16 protein-coding genes and 2 pseudogenes are annotated in these 19,196 nt (G+C 36.1%); 15 read left to right on the forward strand and 3 right to left on the reverse strand.

What is annotated here, in order from left to right:
* Positions 1-2 precede the first annotated feature (2 nt).
* The 3 genes from CJZ72_RS07885 to CJZ72_RS07895 all read left to right on the forward strand — a co-directional run bounded on the left by CJZ72_RS07885 (position 3) and on the right by CJZ72_RS07895 (position 4,220).
* Positions 3-1,424, forward strand: coding sequence for a SpaH/EbpB family LPXTG-anchored major pilin (locus CJZ72_RS07885; protein WP_081134532.1), 1,422 nt, complete (start codon positions 3-5; stop codon positions 1,422-1,424).
* Positions 1,421-3,298 (forward strand): SpaH/EbpB family LPXTG-anchored major pilin, encoded by a 1,878-nt coding sequence (locus CJZ72_RS07890; protein ID WP_081134531.1) that lies wholly within the window; start codon positions 1,421-1,423, stop codon positions 3,296-3,298. Before CJZ72_RS07885 ends, CJZ72_RS07890 begins: the two co-directional genes overlap by 4 nt.
* Positions 3,299-3,389: 91 nt before the next feature.
* Positions 3,390-4,220 (forward strand): class C sortase, encoded by an 831-nt coding sequence (locus tag CJZ72_RS07895; RefSeq protein ID WP_081134530.1) that lies wholly within the window; start codon positions 3,390-3,392, stop codon positions 4,218-4,220.
* Positions 4,221-4,884: 664 nt separating this feature from the next.
* On the opposite strand, the gene CJZ72_RS07905 is transcribed toward CJZ72_RS07895, so the two are convergent.
* Positions 4,885-6,047, reverse strand: a protein-coding gene (locus CJZ72_RS07905; RefSeq protein ID WP_095443744.1) for an IS3 family transposase whose coding sequence is annotated in 2 segments (ribosomal slippage) — positions 4,885-5,771 and positions 5,771-6,047 — 1,164 coding nt in all. Because the reading frame shifts where the segments join, the coding sequence is not laid out codon by codon here.
* A 76-nt stretch (positions 6,048-6,123) separates the two neighbouring features.
* Between CJZ72_RS07905 and CJZ72_RS07910 the strand changes: the two are divergent.
* From CJZ72_RS07910 to CJZ72_RS07925, 3 genes and pseudogenes are all read left to right on the forward strand, one after another.
* Positions 6,124-6,960, forward strand: a pseudogene (locus CJZ72_RS07910) (IS30-like element IS6770 family transposase); the annotation flags it as partial.
* A gap of 436 nt (positions 6,961-7,396) precedes the next feature.
* Positions 7,397-8,581, forward strand: a complete 1,185-nt coding sequence (locus CJZ72_RS07920; RefSeq protein ID WP_002329891.1) for an IS256-like element ISEfm2 family transposase — start codon at positions 7,397-7,399, stop codon at positions 8,579-8,581.
* Positions 8,582-8,742: 161 nt separating this feature from the next.
* The gene (locus CJZ72_RS07925) at positions 8,743-10,173 is read left to right on the forward strand and encodes a hypothetical protein (RefSeq protein WP_002362390.1); all 1,431 of its coding nucleotides are present in this window, start codon (positions 8,743-8,745) and stop codon (positions 10,171-10,173) included.
* Here CJZ72_RS07925 and CJZ72_RS07930 read toward each other — a convergent pair.
* Complete coding sequence (locus CJZ72_RS07930; RefSeq protein WP_002318498.1) at positions 10,170-10,793, reverse strand: recombinase family protein; 624 nt, start codon at positions 10,791-10,793, stop codon at positions 10,170-10,172. The genes CJZ72_RS07925 and CJZ72_RS07930 overlap by 4 nt on opposite strands.
* 634 nt (positions 10,794-11,427) lie before the next feature.
* Between CJZ72_RS07930 and clpL the strand changes: the two genes are divergently transcribed.
* Positions 11,428-13,542 (forward strand): ATP-dependent protease ClpL, encoded by a 2,115-nt coding sequence (gene clpL / locus CJZ72_RS07935; RefSeq protein ID WP_095443746.1) that lies wholly within the window; start codon positions 11,428-11,430, stop codon positions 13,540-13,542.
* A 180-nt stretch (positions 13,543-13,722) separates the two neighbouring features.
* On the opposite strand, the pseudogene CJZ72_RS07940 reads toward clpL, so the two are convergent.
* A pseudogene (locus CJZ72_RS07940) lies at positions 13,723-14,037 on the reverse strand (transposase); the annotation flags it as partial.
* Positions 14,038-14,118: 81 nt separating this feature from the next.
* Here CJZ72_RS07940 and CJZ72_RS07945 point away from each other — a divergent pair.
* The 8 genes from CJZ72_RS07945 (at position 14,119) to CJZ72_RS07965 (ending at position 18,807) form a co-directional block, all read left to right on the forward strand.
* Complete coding sequence (locus CJZ72_RS07945; protein ID WP_081134012.1) at positions 14,119-14,346, forward strand: hypothetical protein; 228 nt, start codon at positions 14,119-14,121, stop codon at positions 14,344-14,346.
* A gap of 218 nt (positions 14,347-14,564) precedes the next feature.
* Positions 14,565-14,756: a hypothetical protein gene (locus tag CJZ72_RS07950; protein ID WP_002314345.1), complete on the forward strand. Its 192-nt coding sequence runs from the start codon at positions 14,565-14,567 to the stop codon at positions 14,754-14,756.
* Between the two features lie 157 nt (positions 14,757-14,913).
* A complete protein-coding gene (locus CJZ72_RS14505; RefSeq protein WP_002318496.1) occupies positions 14,914-15,066 on the forward strand; it encodes a hypothetical protein in 153 nt (50 codons plus the stop codon).
* A gap of 207 nt (positions 15,067-15,273) precedes the next feature.
* A complete protein-coding gene (locus CJZ72_RS15250) occupies positions 15,274-15,738 on the forward strand; it encodes a replication protein E (protein ID WP_232509712.1) in 465 nt (154 codons plus the stop codon).
* A gap of 6 nt (positions 15,739-15,744) precedes the next feature.
* Positions 15,745-16,596, forward strand: a complete 852-nt coding sequence (locus CJZ72_RS15255; protein ID WP_232509716.1) for a primase C-terminal domain-containing protein — start codon at positions 15,745-15,747, stop codon at positions 16,594-16,596.
* Between the two features lie 43 nt (positions 16,597-16,639).
* Complete coding sequence (locus CJZ72_RS07960) at positions 16,640-16,834, forward strand: hypothetical protein (protein ID WP_002311030.1); 195 nt, start codon at positions 16,640-16,642, stop codon at positions 16,832-16,834.
* Between the two features lie 13 nt (positions 16,835-16,847).
* A complete protein-coding gene (locus tag CJZ72_RS14510; protein ID WP_002316998.1) occupies positions 16,848-16,988 on the forward strand; it encodes a hypothetical protein in 141 nt (46 codons plus the stop codon).
* 13 nt (positions 16,989-17,001) lie between these two features.
* Complete coding sequence (locus tag CJZ72_RS07965) at positions 17,002-18,807, forward strand: type IA DNA topoisomerase (RefSeq protein ID WP_232509717.1); 1,806 nt, start codon at positions 17,002-17,004, stop codon at positions 18,805-18,807.
* Positions 18,808-19,196: the final 389 nt, after the last annotated feature.

Below are 19,196 nucleotides of genomic sequence, written 5' to 3' on the forward strand. Positions count from 1 at the left end.
ATATGAAAAAACTTGGTTGGCTTAGTATGTGTCTCTTCTTGTTACTATTTAAACCAGCTTTTACTCAGGCAGCAACAGAAACAGAAACAGAAATGGTTCAGATTACTTTACACAAATTGCTTTTCCCAAACGGGCAACTGCCGAAAAATCATCCAAATGACGGACAAGAAAAAGCGTTATTACAAACGTATCGAGGATTAAATGGTGTCACATTCCAAGTTTATGATGTCACAGATTCTTTTTACCATCTACGAGAAAAGGGCAAAACGGTAGAAGAAGCACAAACAGAGATCGCAAAAAACGGTGCGTCTTCCGGTACGTTTACCGCAGAAGCAACAACTACAACTCTTAACAACGAAGATGGTATCGCTTCTTTTTCTCTGGCCGCTAAAGATCAAGAAAAAAGAGATAAAGCGTATCTTTTCATTGAATCCAAAGCACCAGAAGTCGTCAAAGAAAAGGCAGAGAATATGGTAGTTGTTCTTCCTGTACATGGACAAAACAATCAAAAACTTTCAACTATCCATTTGTATCCTAAAAATGAAGAAAACGACTACCCTGATCCACCTTTTGAGAAGGTATTAGAAGAGCCTAGAAATGATTTTACGATTGGTGAAAAAATCACTTATTCCTTGCATACGACAATTCCTGTAAATATCCTTGACTATCAAAAGTTCGAATTGTCAGATAGTGCGGATGAAGCATTAACGTTTTTACCTAATAGTTTAACGATTTCATCGAATGGAGAAAAGCTGACAGAAGGCTTTGTCATACACAAGAAACCTCACGGATTTGATGTTTTATTTTCGATCCCTTCGTTGGAAAAATATGCTGGAAAAGAACTGACCATTTCTTATCAGATGCAACTAAGCAGTACAGCACAGGCGAACAAGGAAATCAACAACAACGGAACACTGGATTTTGGTTTTGGTATCAGTACAAAGAAAGTCTCTGTATATACAGGGAGTAAGCAATTTGTCAAAATCGAGACAAATAAACCAGATAAACGATTAGCTGGCGCAGTATTCCTTATTAAAAACAAAGCAGGAAATTACCTCCAGCAAATAGCCAACGGATACAAGTGGACAAAGAACGAATCAGATGCGCTTCACCTGATTTCCGATAAAAATGGCGCTTTTTCAATTTCCGGTTTGAAAACAGGAAGTTATCGATTAAAAGAGATCGAAGCACCTTCTGGTTATATTTTAAGTGAAACAGAAATTCCGTTTACCATTTCAACTTTTCTTTCTGAGGATAAAGAGGCGGACAGTATATTGAAAGTAGTCAATAAAAAAGAAAATAGCCGTCCATTTCTTCCAAAAACAAACGAAACGAAAAATACACTTTTAGGCGTTGTTGGTATGGTATTCGCAAGCTTTGCAATCTGGTTGTTTATCAAAAAAAGAACAGGAGTGAAAAAATGAAAAATCATAAAAAAATAAACGTTATGTTAGGAGTACTTTTCCTTATTTTACCATTACTCACAAACAGCTTCGGCGCAAAAAAAGTGTTTGCAGAGGAGACAGCAGCTCAAGTCATCCTTCATAAAAAGAAAATGACTGATTTACCCGATCCTTTAATCCAAAACAGCGGGAAAGAAATGAGCGAATTCGATCAATACCAAGGATTAGCCGATATTTCATTTTCAGTTTATAACGTCACTCAAGAATTTTATGCGCAACGAGATAAAGGAGCGTCCGTGGATGCAGCAAAACAAGCAGTCCAGTCTTTGACTCCTGGTACACCAGTTGCTTCAGGAACGACAGATGCTGATGGAAATGTCACTTTATCTTTACCTAAAAAACAAAATGGGAAAGATGCAGTCTACACGATCAAAGAAGAACCAAAAGACGGAGTGTCAGCTGCCGCAAACATGGTTTTAGCTTTCCCTGTATATGAGATGATCAAACAAGCAGATGGCTCTTATAAATACGGGACAGAAGAACTAGATACTATCCATCTCTACCCTAAAAATACAGTCGGTAATGATGGAACGTTGAAAGTTACAAAAATCGGTACTGCCGAAAACGAAGCACTAAATGGAGCAGAATTTATTATTTCTAAAGAAGAAGGAACACCAAGCGTCAAAAAATACATCCAAAGTGTCACAGATGGATTGTACACTTGGACAACTGATCAAACCAAAGCCAAACATTTCATTACTGGTCATTCTTATGACATCGGCAACAATGACTTTGCCGAGGCATCTATTGAAAAAGGCCAGTTGATCGTTAATCATTTAGAAGTTGGAAAATATAATTTAGAAGAAGTAAAAGCTCCTGATAATGCGGAAATGATTGAAAAGCAAACAATCACGCCTTTTGAGATCCTGGCAAATAGCCAAACACCAGTAGAAAAGACCATCAAAAATGATACGTCTAAAGTTGATAAAACAACACCTCAATTGAATGGAAAAGATGTCGCAATCGGTGAAAAAATTCAATATGAGATTTCTGTCAATATCCCATTAGGTATCGCTGATAAAGAAGGAACGCAAAACAAGTACACAACATTCAAACTTATCGATACTCATGACGCTGCTTTAACATTTGATAATGATTCTTCAGGAACGTATGCTTATGCCTTATATGATGGAAATAAAGAAATCGACCCAGTAAATTATTCTGTCACTGAGCAAACAAACGGATTCACGGTTTCAGTTGAACCAAATTATATTCCTTCATTAACTCCTGGCAATACATTGACATTCGTTTACTATATGCATTTGAACGAAAAAGCAGATCCAACCAAAGGATTTTCTAACCAAGCAAATGTCGATAACGGGCATACAAATGATCAAACACCACCGTCAGTCGATGTCGTTACTGGGGGCAAACGATTTGTTAAAGTAGATGGTGACGTTACATCAGATCAAACACTTGCTGGAGCAGAATTCGTCGTTCGTGATCAAGATAGTGACACAGCGAAATATTTATCGATCGACCCATCCACAAAAGCCGTCAGCTGGGTATCGGCGAAAGAATCAGCAACGGTTTTTACAACCACAAGTAACGGTTTAATCGATGTGACAGGTCTAAAATATGGCACGTACTATCTGGAAGAAACGAAAGCGCCAGAAAAATATGTTCCATTAACAAACCGTGTAGCATTTACTATCGATGAACAATCTTATGTAACAGCAGGACAGTTGATTTCTCCTGAAAAAATACCAAATAAACACAAAGGTACACTTCCTTCAACAGGCGGTAAGGGAATCTATGTGTATATCGGTGCAGGAGTAGTCCTTCTATTGATTGCTGGACTGTACTTTGCTAGACGCAAGCACAGTCAGATTTAGTCTTTTTGCAAGAATTGGAAAAAGGAGCAGCGGATTACGCAAATGCTCCTTTTTCTTTTATTATCAAACAGTCATCACAAGGAGAACACAAATGAAACCAAAGAAAAGGAAACTTCTAGATCTGCTGATGCTTTTCTTGCTTCTCTCAGGAATAGGGATACTAGCTTATCCATTTGTTAGCGACGCGCTGAATAATTATCTGGATCAGCAGATCATCTCTCATTATCAGCAACAAGCGGTCAAAGAAAATGAAGCAGTCATGGCCAAAATCCAAAAAGACATGACAAAGAAAAACCAGCAATTAGCAAAAAAAGGAGGAAATCTAGGTGCAGATCCCTTTACTAAGAAAAAAGAACCTGTGAAAAAGGATAGAACCTATTTTGAGAAACATACGATCGGTATTTTGACGATCCCCAAAATCAATGTCAACTTACCGATTTTTGATCAAACAACGATGAAACTATTGGAAAAAGGAGCTTGTCTGCTCGAGGGAACCTCATACCCTATTGGAGGCAAATCGACACATGCGGTACTTTCTAGCCATAGAGGCTTGTCGCAAGCAAAATTGTTTACAAATTTACCTCAATTAAAAATAAAAGATCACTTTTATATTGAAATTAACGGACAGTATCTTGCGTATCAAGTTGATCAAATCAAAACCGTAGAACCCACAGAAACAGAAGCGCTGCAAATCCAAGAAGATCAAGATCTAGTCACACTGGTTACTTGTACTCCGTATATGATCAACAGTCACCGTTTACTGGTGCGTGGACACAGAATCGTTGTTGAACCAGAAGAAATAAAGGAATCCTTAGAAAAAGTGAAACAGGCAAAGTGTACTGCATTTTTACTTGTAAGCGGTTTGATCGGTGTGCTCTTGTTGCTATTTTTAGTGATCCTAATAAAATTTTTAAAAAAGTAAGTATATAGTTTACGTAAACAGAATATCTTTTGTGTATAGTGGAATCTCGCGAATGAAACGGAGTGTAATAAGATGGAGATAGAATTTAGACGAAAGCACGAATTCATCAATTAAGTATTAAATACAGTTACACATGGAATCGCAGCGTTATTAAATTTGCTTTTCTTCTACATTATTTCATAGTCTAATTTTTATAAAGGTAAAGAAAGTTTTCCAAGTATTCGATCATTGTTCGATCTATCTATCTCTTGATCACTGGTACGTATACACATTTTTGTCTCTTAATAGTACATGGAAAACGACTGATTTGATCTTGCTTAGTGTCATTTGAATACTATCAATAATTGGGAGTGTTTACAAATCTTTGACGTTAACAAAAAATAAATAAGGTGTCGAAAGTTTCAATGATCATTTACAATGTGATGTTCAATCATCGTTGTCTTATCTAATCTCTATCAAAATATTAATTTAACTGAATCACTAATCTTAGTTGTTGGAAGTAGCGCTGATGTTTTTAACTATCTATGTAAGTAATTTGGAATGGCAACAGTTTTTTTGACAAATTTTATAAGGTGCAGAACTTCTTTCCGTATGCTATTCCGATTGTCCTTGACAATGAGCCTCCTCGGATGTGACGATCTTCGGCAGGAGCTAACAGTTAAAGTTAGACTGCCTCGCTAGCGTTAGCACATCCGAGCTCATTATCAAGGATTCGCTGCGCCAATCTCTGGTTACGGTAACCAACCGGTGTCTCGTAGCCAAGTGTACCGTGCAACCGAAGGTGGTTCCACAAATTGACATAGTCAAATAACTCCAAATCCAATTGTTGTAAGGTTTCAAATGTGTATTGATAGACAAATTCTACTTTCAACGACTTATAAGTTGATTCAGCTACGGCATTATCAAAAGGACAGCCTTTATGACTCAATGATCGATTGATGTCAAAAGTTGTTAATAATTCATCAATAGCTTGGTTATCAAACTCTTTTCCACGATCAGTATGAAAAATCTCAACCTCTGTCAGAGGTTGTTTGATACGGCTAAATGCTTTTTTTACTAGAACGGCATCTTTATGTTCTCCACAAGAATAGCCGAGAATTTCTCGATTGAACAGATCCAAAATGAAATAGACATAATTCCATTTTTTCCCGACTCGTACATAAGTCAAGTCTGTTACGATCGCTTCTAATGGGTTGTCTCTTAAGAATTTACGATTCAATACGTTTGTCGTTTTGGCTTCATTGCAAGTAGAATGATGTACTTTAAAATAAGCAACAGTATAGCTCGATTTTAATCCTCTATTTTTCATGATTCTACTAATTTTTCGTCGGCTGATCTGAATGCCTCGTTTTGATAAGGCTTTTTTTATTTTTCTTGAGCCGTAGGCCTTTCGGCTGCGGATAAATTCTTCAGCGACTACTTCTTCAAGTTCTGATTCGTCTTTCTTTGGTTTTGATTGATAATAATAGGACTGACGTGATAGACCTAATATTCTGCACATCGCTGATATAGGGTAAAGATGCTTATTCGCATCGATTACTTGTCTCTTCGTCCGAATATCAGCGCTGCTTGCTTTAAAATATCATTTTCCATTTCTAATTGCTGGTTTCTTTTACGTAGTTCTAACAATTCTTTTTGTTCAGGCGTAAGATTATCTTTTTCTTTGAATGAACCACTCATTTTAGATTGCTTTACCCATTTGTCAAATGCTGAAGCCGTTAGTTCATATTCTCGAATGATTTCTACACGTGGCTTTCCAGCTAAGTAAAGATTGACGATTTGTTGCTTGAATTCTTGTGAAAAAGTTCTTCGTGTTCTCTTAGACATAAAAATTCCTCCTGGTATGTTTTCTTCTAGTCTACACACCTTAATTTTTCTGTCTAGTTAATTGTAGCCTATCCAAGTCAATAAGTTCAAGCAAGGCAAGACTGCTCTTGATTATTGGCACCAGTATAAAGAAAATAAGAAAAAATGTGGTAGAAAAGTCATTCAATTACCTGCTCATGAAGTAGATTACATTAAAGAGAAAGTCACTCTTGGTTGGATGCCTGACGTCATTATCGGGCGAAAAGAAAGGCCTGTTTCATGCGGTATGAGAACACTTTATCGTTTATTTTCTAAAGGAATATTTGAGATTGACACACTACCGATGAAAGGTAAAAGAAAACCCAATGGCCATCAGGAAAAACGGGGAAAACAACAGTATCAGCGCTCAATCCATGATCGACCTGATAATTATCCTGATTTCAATTCTGAGTTTGGTCACCTTGAAGGTGATACGATCGTTGGCATTCATCATAAAAGTGCCGTCATTACTTTAGTTGAAAGGTTATCTAAAGTCATTATCACGATTAAACCCAACGGCCGTAAGGCATTAGATATTGAAACTGCCCTTAATCAATGGTTTTCTCGCTTCCCTAAAAACTTCTTTAAATCTATTACGTTTGACTGTGGAAAAGAATTTTCTAACTGGAAAGCCATTAGTAACCAACATGATATTGATATATATTTTGCGGACCCTGGAACACCTTCTCAACGCCCATTAAACGAGAATTCTAACGGGATTCTGCGTCGTAATGGACTGCCGAAATCAATGGATTTTAGAGAAGTGAATCAGACATTTATTTCCAGTGTCAGCAATCAACGTAATCATATTCCAAGAAAATCATTGAATTACAGAACACCAATCGAAATATTTTTGAGCTATGTACAAGAAGCATTTTATTCTAGCTTAATTTGACAAATCATATGATATAATTACGTATTACAAGAATGAACAGAAAAAATTATTTAAGTATAAAGGAACAAAAAGATGGGACAATAGGCATTGGTACGATTTAGACCAAGAAAAGAAAACAAGCATACTGAAGTTGATGAAAAGACTTAATATCGACAAATCTCTATATTTTTCTATATATGGAATTGGATCAATGGATGTTCATGGAACTGGCACTATTAATCATATTGCATCAAATATTGGAATAGAATCAGCGTTACAAATACATGTATTGGAAAAACTATCATTTGTGATAACTTTAGATACTTTGAAAGTAATAAAAGAATTCTATAGATGTAACATCGAGAGAGTGTAAAATATTTTGTGTAAATAGAAAAAAGGAAGTCCCTTCTGTAGAATAGAGTTACCACAACACATTCACAGAAAAGAGGACTTCCATATGAACGATTTTACTACAGAAATTCTAAAGACTCTAGCGAACAAAGGCGATTTGAATGAATTATTCCGTGTCCATTTGGAAAAAGCAGTCAATACGCTTCTCAAAACGGAGTTAACGGCTTTCCTAGATTACGAAAAGTATGATCGCATTGGTTTTAACACGGGTAATTCTCGTAACGGCTCCTATGACCGTACGGTCAAGACCGAGTATGGGGAACTTCATCTCCAGATTCCGCGCGACCGCAATGGCGAGTTCAAGCAACAGACTGTTCCTGCTTATAGACGGACGAATGACACGTTAGAGGAGACCGTCATTCACCTCTTCCGAAAAGGTATTACCATGTCGGAAATCGCAGACTTGATTGAGAAAATGTATGGGCATCACTACACGCTCCAAACCATGTCCAACATGACTAAAGTGCTGACTGAGACTGAAGAAGTAAATGCATTTAAAGTTAGAACTCTAAATGATAAGTATGTCGCTATTTTCATGGATGCTACTTATATTCCTTTAAAACGGCAAACCGTCTCCAAAGAAGCAATCTATATTGCCATTGGTATACGAGAAGACGGCACTAAAGAAGTACTAAGTTATGCGATTGCTCCGACTGAATCGACCTACGTTTGGAATGAGTTGTTACAGGACATTTACTCCAGAGGGGTTCATGATGTCTTACTGTTTATTACCGATGGCTTAAAAGGCATGAAAGATACGATTCACCAGATTTATCCTAAAGCTAAATACCAACATTGCTGTGTTCACGTTTCCCGTAATATTGCTCATAAAGTACGTGTCAAAGATCGAAAAGAAATCTGTGATGATTTTAAGGCTGTTTATCAAGCTAGCTCAAAGGAAGAGGCAAATACCTTTTTAGGGAGTATGATTGAGAAGTGGCAGAAAACTTATCCTAAAGTGACGCAGTCACTGATAAAAAATCAAGATTTATTGACTTTTTATGAGTTTCCGCCTGGTATCCGCCGAAGCATTTACTCAACTAATTTAATCGAATCTTTCAATAAACAAATCAAGAAATACAGCCGCAGAAAAGATCAGTTTCAAAATGAAGAATCACTAGAGCGTTTCCTAGTATCCATCTTTGATACATACAATCAAAAATTCTTAAATAGAAGCCATAAAGGCTTCCAACAAGTGACGGATACATTAGCTTCAATGTTTACTGAGTAACCCATTATTTTGCAGAAGGACGAGTTATTTACACAAAATTATTGACGCTCCCAACATCGACGATTTGGATGATAATATTATATTAATGGAGGAAGCTTTTAAAAAGATAATTGAGTAATTATATTTACATTTTACAAATTTTATATAGGAGGAAAATAATTATGGATTCGGGATTTTTATGGAATATAACAAGTACAGTGTTGGCATTATTTATACCAATTGCTACATTTTTATTTGAAAATGAGAATGCTGTTGATTGGGATAAAATGGTAGTATTTGATCAAGTTATAAAAATAAAAAAACTGTCTTTTGGACTAATATTGTTAACATTGCCTTTACTTTTCTATCAAACAAATTCAGCAAGTAATGAGTTTTATAGAAAACTTAACTGTATAGTACTTCTTTTATATGTAATCGGCATAAGCTTATCTATTCTATCGTTAGTTAGGTGCTATTTTTGGATTATTAACAAGCGTACTTATTCAAAAAACAATTCTAGTGAAACCGTTAAATATAGAACAGAATGTAGGAAAAGATATATTAGTAACTTATCCAAGAATGAAGCTGTTCAGAAAGAAATATGGTCTCTCATATGGAATTCAGTGGATCAACATGGAGAGATAGAAGAAATCGATCTGATGGATATGTATATAGATCAATGTGAAGAAAATAAAGACTATGAAAAAAAATTAAAATTTATGTCTATCTTTTTCACTAGTATAGACATGAATAAATTTGATGAAATAAATACGTACAATACTATCGATTATGATGTTTATGAGCGTTTATCCAAATTTATTTATTCCGAAATAAAATGTGTGTATCTTGAAGGAAAGAATATAGATATAAAAAAAGTAAATGATTTTTTCGATATCTATACAAAAAACTCTATTTTTAATTGGAATTCTAGTAACAGATATAATCAATTCCTATCACAATTTTTAGAAGAATTATCTGGAGAAGAATATAGATTATTCCTAAATAATAATATTTTAAAATTAATATCTTATGCCAAGAAAGCTAATAGCCTATCTTTAGTAGATAACTTAGATAATCTTTTACCCGATAAACTTATATATGATGAGAATGAAGATAATTCACAAAAACAAATAATTATATTTGAATTGTATTTAAAGTGGCTTAGCAGCCTGTCAGTGTCACCAGAAAGCAATGATGATGATAAATATTTTGCGAACAAACTGTTTCAATTTATATTTCCAGACTATTCTTCAATGCCATTTTTTACATTAATAAATTTTATGCTGTATGTTAAAGAACACTTAGGATATGATGATTTAGTAGAAATGATAAAGGCATATGATAAAGAACCTTATCCATTCAAAGGAATCAATACTGGTTCAGATATGGCTATGATTTCAGGCGAAACTGTAGAAGAAATTCTAGCTAATTACAAAGAACAAAATATAAAAACTCTGGAATTAATTAAAAAGAATATAAAATACTATGATCCTTTACTAGCGAATAAAGAAAATATTGATGAGTTATTAAATGCAATTGCTGATTCTGATGTTAGATCTCCTAGAATTGATGAGTTAAAAGAAGAAATTTTAATGTATAAAGAACTTTTTTAATTCATTTGATTACTGTTATACTCAATATCATTCTTAATTCTGTAAATAGTTTGTCTAGTAATATTGTAGTTTTTAGCAATTTTTGAAATAGCTATGCCCTCATTTAAATCCTTAACGATGTTTTCATAAACTAAACGTCGTTGAGGATTTTTTGTATCTGCACTATAGAGTTTTGGACGACCTTTATAGACGCCATTTGCTTTTGCAATTTTAATGCCTTGCGCCTGGCGTCGTTTAGATTCGGTACGCTCTTGCTCTGCAATCATGGCCAAAATTTGGATGATTAAATCTTTAATGAATTTATCCAAAAGAGGATTGCCAATTGCTTCAGCCATGATCGGTAGACTGGTGATGATCAGCTGCACGTTTTTCTTCTTTAGGTAATTGACTGAAGCAATGATTTCGTCGTAATTTCTTCCAAGTCGGTCGATTGCTTCGACAATAAAAATATCTTGGTCTCGGACAAACTCTAAAGCTTCCTGGAAAATCGGTCGATGAGTAATCGTTGCTCCAGATTGTTTCTCGATGAAAATTTTTTCTGCGCCGAACTTTTTCATTTCTTCAATTTGGCGTTGCTCATTTTGATCAATCGACGAAACTCGAATATAAGCAATTTTCAAAATTTTTACCTACTTCCTCAAACTATTTAAAATACACCCTAATCATACACTTTAAAACTAGATTTTTCAATGATATGTCAGTGTCTATTTAGGGTACGCTTTAAATATACAATTTGATTTAGAATGATAAAAGCTAAATACCTTTTTCATTTGTCAAATTAAGTTAGACAAATGAAAATAATAAAAGAAATGAGGTAATGAATTGAACGAAGTTTCAAAGGACGTTCTGGCAATCGAAGCCCACGAAAAAGCAAAGTATTAGTCTGATACGCTTAACACTTCTTTACTATAGATTGCTCTAAGTGTAAACCGTCAGGCTTTTTTACTGTCTAAATTTAACTAGCACCACGCGTATGAGTATTAGTCTCTTAAATTAAAATTGGTCTGGAAAGTAACTTGTTAATTCAAGTTCTTTATCAAGGGCTATTAAATAGGGAACCTTGTAGGGAAATCAATTCATTTTATGAAAGTGATTTCTCATTTGATTAAACAAAATTATCCTAATTATTTCTAATAGATTCTATAAGCACCTTACTTAGCGATACATAAAAATTGTGATACAATTCAGTTATAGTTTTAAAGGATATTATGGTCACTAAGTTACACATATAAATTTTTATGGAGGTGTTGTAATATGGCAAATTTTTACGGAAATGATCCTTTTTTCAACAATGATATGGATGATGTTTTCAATCAATTATTTCGGCGCATGAATAATCAAAATTCGGAGCGTGCACGGTATTTAGTTAATGGACAATCGTTGACACCGGATGAGTTTGCTCAATATCGAGCAACTGGTAAGCTACCCCAAAATAATAAAACAATAGAAGTATCTAAAGATGGTAAACAGGCTGTTAAAAAAGGAGGGATTTTAGAAAAGTTAGGGACTAATTTGACGGAACAGGCTCGTGATGGATTACTAGATCCAGTGATTGGACGTGAGAAAGAGATTCAAGAAACTGCAGAAATTTTGAGTCGTAGAACGAAAAATAATGCAATCTTAGTTGGTGATGCCGGTGTAGGTAAAACTGCAGTCGTCGAAGGTCTGGCACAGGCAATTGTGGCTGGTAAAGTTCCAGAAACGATTCAAGATAAAGAAATCTATTCGATTGATTTATCGTCTTTGGAAGCGGGAACTCAATATCGCGGTTCTTTTGAAGAAAATATTAAACAGCTGGTAGAGGAAGTTAAAGCAGCTGGTAATATTATTCTATTCTTCGATGAAATTCATCAGATTCTCGGCACGGGTGCCACTGGTGGTGAAGATGGTGGCAAAGGATTGGCTGATATCATTAAACCTGCTTTGTCACGTGGCGAGCTGAGTGTAATCGGGGCTACGACTCAAGATGAATATCGCAATACTATTTTGAAAAATGCGGCTTTGGCACGGCGATTCAATGATGTTGTGATTAATGAACCGACTGCCGCTGACACTTTACGTATATTACAAGGTGTTAAAGAGCTGTACGAAAAACATCATCATGTTGTATTACCAGATGATGTTTTGAAGGCGGCTGTGGATTATTCAATCCAATATATACCACAACGCACTTTGCCAGATAAAGCTATCGATTTGATCGACATGACTGCGGCTCATTTAGCGGCTAAAAATTCGCAAACTGATGTTGAGACATTGGATCAACGCCTTAAAAAATTAGAGGCAGCTAAGGAGGCCGCCATTAAAGCGGAGGACTTTACAAAAGCCGCTGATATCAAGAAGTCGATCGAGGAAACCAAGCAAAAAATTAAAGAAACGGATCAAAAAGAAAAAATCACTGCCACGATTAATGATGTGGCACAATCGGTTGAACGTTTAACTGGTATACCAGTTTCTGATATGGGCGCTAATGATATTGAGCGCTTGAAAAATCTTGATAAGCGTCTGAAAAGTAAGGTAATCGGTCAAGATGAAGCGGTTGAAATGGTAGCAAAAGCAATTCGGCGTAACCGTGCGGGCTTTTCAGAGGGTGATCAGCCGATTGGAAGTTTTCTGTTTGTGGGCCCAACTGGCGTAGGAAAGACTGAATTAGCTAAGCAATTAGCCTTAGATATGTTTGGAAATGAAAATGCGATTATTCGGCTAGATATGAGTGAATATGCTGATCGTACAGCTGTGTCGAAATTAATTGGTACCTCGGCTGGATACGTAGGCTATGAAGATAATGCTAATACTCTAACTGAACGGGTTCGGCGTAATCCATATTCCATTGTATTATTAGATGAAATTGAAAAGGCTCATCCACAAGTATTAACGTTACTGTTACAAGTGATGGATGATGGGCGCTTAACGGATGGACAAGGCAATGTCATTAATTTCAAAAATACGATTATTATTGCTACTTCTAATGCTGGCTTTGGTAATGAATCATTAAGTGGTGACGAGCAACGAGATCAGTCATTAATGGATAAGTTAGCACCATTTTTCCGCCCAGAATTTCTGAACCGTTTTAATGGAATCGTGGAATTTTCACATCTGACTAAGCAAGACTTAAGTCAAATTGTCGATTTGATGTTGGCGGATGTACAAAAAACTTTAGCCAAAAAATCCATCAAACTTGAGGTAACTAAAGCGGCTAAAGATTGGCTGATGGAACAAGGCTATGATGAAGCAATGGGTGCGCGGCCATTACGGCGAGTAATTGAACAACAAATTCGTGATAAGGTAACGGATTTCTACCTTGACCACTTAGATGTCAAAAACTTGAAGGCTGATTTAGTGGATGATGAGATTGTGATATCGGCAGCTTAGCTTAAATCAGTGTTCATAAATAACTTTATATAAGAGGAGATTTATTGGGAAGGAGATTGCTTGATAAATCTCCTTTTTTCGTTGATTTTCACCATTTGATATTAATCTATTGAGTAATATGGGTAGCGTCAAGAATCTTGTGTAAATGAAATACCTCCGTACATATAATATGTAGTTAATTTAAATAAAGGATGATTCTAGGGTGTCCTGAAGTCCTTTGAATCCGCGATGGATTCGCTTCATGGACTTCTCGTTGTAGACGTTAAACTGAGAAACCAGGAATCGATCCAGTGAATCTTCCGTTGGAAATTGTTCTTTGTGGTTGGTGTTGCGTTTGAGATGCTTGTTAAAGTTCTCAATCAAGTTGGTTGAATACAATGAACCGCGAATAGCTGGTGGGAAATCCATGAAAGTGAGCAGATTCGGCAATTTAAGCAGATTTTTGATTAACTTGGGATAGGTCTGATACCAGTTGTTGGCGAAGTCATTCAATTTTCGTACCTGGCATGACATTTAGTGGGACTTCTGAACGAAATGAAGTTGATTACTGATGAATATAACTAGGAAATGACGCAATTGATTGGGGATATGGACCTTGAAGATGCCAAAATTAGCATAGAAGATCTAAGTATTTATACGAACGATGATCAAACCTATTTCGTCGTTTTTGATCTCAAATATGAAGGATTGGATTCAAATCAAGTCCTTGTTTATGTAGCATCCGATCACGTCAGTTATTCCAATATAATCGATCATTATGAGCTAATCGCAACAAATACCAAATTAAAAAAGTGGAATAGATGATGGCTATTTTCGAAAAAGTCTCTTACTTTATTTCTATCGATCATCGGTAAAGTATCGTCGGTCGGTCACAAATCAAGTCAAACACCTGGAACGGGTGACGAGCAATGAATTTGATCAATTCAAAAATAAAGTAGCTTTTGAAAAGCTGCAGCGTGAAATCGAACAAGCAAAAATGAGTCAAGAGTCAGACCTATTCAATTAGGAGAAAGAGGAAAGTCATGGAAAATTATTACTTTATCAATAGCGTGGATCCAGAGAACCAAATGATGCGTATTCAAGAAGTGGGTGCTGGCGAAATGAGTGCGCAACAGGTACGTATCACGAAAGAGGATGCCGATGTTTATTCTTTAATGTTGGATGAAGCAACGCAAGAAGGGGAGCCGCTGATCGTTCAGCTGGATCTAAAATAAAGTCAAAATCAGCCGTAGAAAAAATTTTTTCGACCAGTACAAATAAAAACCGATTTTCTTTTTTTAGAAAGTCGGCTTTTAATAACGAAGCTAATTTAGTTGAAGTAGTTGCTCAATAATTGAAGAGCTGCCTGGTAAAAATAAAAGTAGACTACCTATGACTAACAAGATCCCTAAAACAAAACAGGCTATTACGAATTTGGTTGATCTAGATACTTCTTTATTTGAAACACTTATGATCAACAAAGTTATACCGACAGCTAACGTTAAAAAATACCAAAATCCCATTGTTATTGCCCACTTTCTTTGAATAGTTTTTACTTTCAAACTGTTTAATAAATTTTATCATAGACAAGAAGAACTAATCCTTGTACAAGAAAAATATATGTAAAGTTTAAACTTTCTTATACTATATAGGTTGAATTAAATACTTTACATCCGCACGCACAGTCGGTCAATCACTACCAAGCCAGGTAAAAGCAAAGGGGCTATTTTTGCGTATCGCTCAAAATCAAGCATGATTGGCGGACGTGGCGTCGTTCTGACTTCCGAAGAAGCGATTCACGAAAACAAAGATACATTTACGCATTGGACACCCAACGTTTATCGTTATGGAACATATGCAGACGAAAATCGCTCATATACTAAAGGGCATTCTGAAAATAATTTAAGACAAATCAATACATTCTTTATTGATTTTGATATTCACACGGCAAAAGAAACTATTTCAGCAAGTGATATTTTAACAACAGCTATTGATTTAGGTTTTATGCCTACAATGATTATCAAATCTGATAAAGGTTATCAAGCATATTTTGTTTTAGAAACTCCAGTCTATGTGACTTCAAAATCAGAATTTAAATCTGTCAAAGCAGCCAAAATAATCTCGCAAAATATCCGAGAATATTTTGGAAAGTCTTTGCCAGTTGATCTAACGTGCAATCATTTTGGACTGCTCGCATACCAAGAACGGACAATGTAGAATTTTTTGATCCCAATTACCGTTATTCTTTCAAAGAATGGCAAGATTGGTCTTTCAAACAAACAGATAATAAGGGCTTTACTCGTAAGTCTAACGGTTTTAAGCGGTACAAAAGGCAAAAAACAAGTAGATGAACCCTGGTTTAATCTCTTATTGCACGAAACGAAATTTTTAGGAGAAAAGGGTTTAGTAGGGCGCAATAGCGTTATGTTTGCTCTCTCTTTAGCCGAAACGTGCGAATATAATATGTTTGAGTTTAATAATCGATTAGATCAACCCTTAGAAGAAAAAGAAGTAATCAAAATTGTTAGAAGTGCCTATTCAGAAAACTATCAAGGGGCTAATAGGGAATACATTACCATTCTTTGCAAAGCTTGGGTATCAAGTGATTTAACCAGTAAAGATTTATTTGTCCGTCAAGGGTGGTTTAAATTCAAGAAAAAAAGAAGCGAACGTCAACGTGTTCATTTGTCAGAATGGAAAAAAGATTTAATGGCTTATATTAGCGAAAAAAGCGATGTATACAAGCCTTATTTGGTGACGACTAAAAAAGAGATTAGAGAAACGCTAGGCATTCCTGAGCGGACATTAGATAAATTGCTGAAGGTACTGAAAGCGAACCAGGAAATTTTCTTTAAGATTAAATCAGGAAGAAATGGTGGTATTCAACTTGCTAGTGTTAAATCATTGTTGCTATCGATCATTAAAGTAAAAAAAGAAGAAAAAGAAAGCTATATAAAGGCGCTGACAAATTCTTTTGACTTAGAGCATACATTCATTCAAGAGACTTTAAACAAGCTAGCAGAACGCCCCAAAACGGACACACAACTCGATTTGTTTAGCTACGATACAGGCTGAAAATAAAACCCACACTATGCCATTACATTTATATCTATGATACGTGTTTGAAAGAGAAGACGAAAACGGAGATAAAAAATATTTTATCGGTACATTTCAAAGCGATAAGTTGAAACGACTCACTCCATATAAAGATGATAAAGAGGAATTGGCTCAACAGCTTAAAAAACAGCAAGACCAACATAGAGAACAAAAGCAAGAACAAACAATAGCTTTACAAAGAGAAGAAGAAAAATAAAGGAGAATGAGCTATGAATTTTCTACAAAATAATTTCCAAACTTTATATTTAGGTGCAGCTGCAGGAGATATTCAAGGAAGAATTTCCGGAGCATTAACAACAGTTCAATCCGTATTGACAGGTATACAAGATCGTCAAAAAGCATTTAGATGAAGCGGAAACAATCGTGATTGCGATCGACAGCGACCGAGAAGGTGAAGCAATCGCCCGCTTGATTATCAACCTTTCGGGAAATAGCCGGAAAACCATTAAACGTTTATGGATCAACTCGCTTGAAACTAGCGAAATCAAAAAAGGATTTCAAAATCTGAAGGACGGACAGGCGTTTTATTCCACTTACAAAGAAGCAGAAACCCGACAAATCGCTGATTGGCTGGTAGGAATCAATCTCACCCGTCTTTACACGCTTTATATGCAGAAAAACGGCATGAGAGGCGTGTTTAGCGTTGGACGCGTCCAAACCCCGACTTTGTTCTTGATTTACCAACGCAACGAAGAAATCAAACATTTCGTCAGCAAGCTATTTTATGAGTTGTATGCCACTTTCACACACTCGAATGGTAAGTACAAAGGGAAATACAAAGAGCGGTTTGATACACTCGAAAACCTTGACGGGTTCAAAGAAACCAATCAGCTAGAGCAAGCGGAGAATGCCGAAGTAACAAATGTCAAAGTGGAAGAAAAACGGCAGTATGCGCCGAAACTATTTAGCTTGTCTGATTTACAATCTTTCGCGAACAAACGCTTTAAGTACAGTGCCGACAAAACGCTTTCGATCGCTCAAAAACTCTATGAAAAAAAGGTGCTTTCTTATCCAAGAAGCGATACCAATTATATTGGTAGCCCCGAATTTGACTACCTGAAAAGCAACCTCAGTCGGTATCTCGAACTAGCAGGAGTGGGCATTTCCGAACCGCAGCTAAACGAAAATAAACGGTATGTAGATGGAAGCAAAGTACAAGAACACTATGCGATTATTCCAACGAAGACATTGCCGAAGCTCAGTGATGTAACGAAAGACGAAAAAAACATTTATCTTCTGGTCTTGTATCGTACCCTCGCAATTTTTGAAAAGCCGTATATCTATGACGAAACCACCATTGATACAGCGATCAATCAGGTTCTGTTCCAATCAAAAGGGAAGACAGAAAAAGAGCGTGGATGGAAACGACTATATAAACAGGAAGAAAAAGACAAGGACGACCCACTTTTACCAGAAGTAACCGTCAATGATTCAGTGGCTTTCGCCCTTGAAACAAAGGAAGGGAAAACCCAACCACCCAATTACTATACAGAGGGCACACTGCTAACCGTCATGAAACATGTCGGACGGGCAATGGACGATAAAGACAGCAAAGACATTCTTAAAGAAACCGAAGGGATTGGAACCGAGGCCACTAGAGCCAGTATCATTGAAACCTTGAAGAAACAAGACTACATCACGATCAGTAAGAGTAAAATCTATGTGACAGAAAAAGGCGAATTGTTGTGCCGCATAATTGCAGAGGACGAAATTGCCAATGCCGGCATGACTGCCCAATGGGAACGCTATTTGAAAAAGATCCGAAGCCAACAAGGCACACAAGAAGCTTTTTTAGGCAGTACCGAGCGGTTTGTGCAGCACCTCATTGAAAAAGTGCCACAAAACTTCCAAGACAAAAAAGAAAACATTGCAGATGTAGCCGGTCATATGGAACAAGAAAATGTGATGGGTACGTGTCCGAAATGTCAAAACAGCGTAGTAGACAAAGGAAAATTTTATGGCTGTTCGGGCTACAAAGACGGTTGCAAATTTACGCTTCCTAAAAGATGGAGCCAAAAAGCACTCACAAAGAAAAATGTCCAAGATTTATTAAGCAAAAGAGAAACGAGTTTAATCAAAGGGTTCAAAAGTAAAAAAGGAAGCAATTTCTCGGCAAAGTTAACACTGAATGACGAAATGAAATTAGATTTTGAATTTCCAAAAAAATAAAAACACAAGATCTAGACCTTGCCCCTTTTGGAAAAAAGGGGCAAGCCCCCAAAATCGTCTCAGTCACCCAGTTGTAATAGCCTAAAACTGAATAACACTTAAATAAGTCAAGGAACGGGTAAGTATTTTTTGGCAGACCACCAAAAAATCTCCACCCTCACAGTCCTTGACTTCTTTATTTTTGGCTGTGGGCTGTCGTCGCCGACAGTCAAACCAGTTGTAAAAAATATTTGCTATCTTGCCTGTCGCTAAAATAGTGTACCGCCAAAAAACGCTTGAAAGGAATTTTTCTTTTGCTCGCTTGTTGCTTTGTAAGAATAAGTAGCTATTCTGCAAATAACCCTAATATTTCGTATTTCTCTAAAAAACCAGTGTTTGAGAGGGAAGTT

Source organism: Enterococcus durans (assembly GCF_002277935.1).
Classification (GTDB): Bacteria; Bacillota; Bacilli; order Lactobacillales; family Enterococcaceae; genus Enterococcus_B; species Enterococcus_B durans.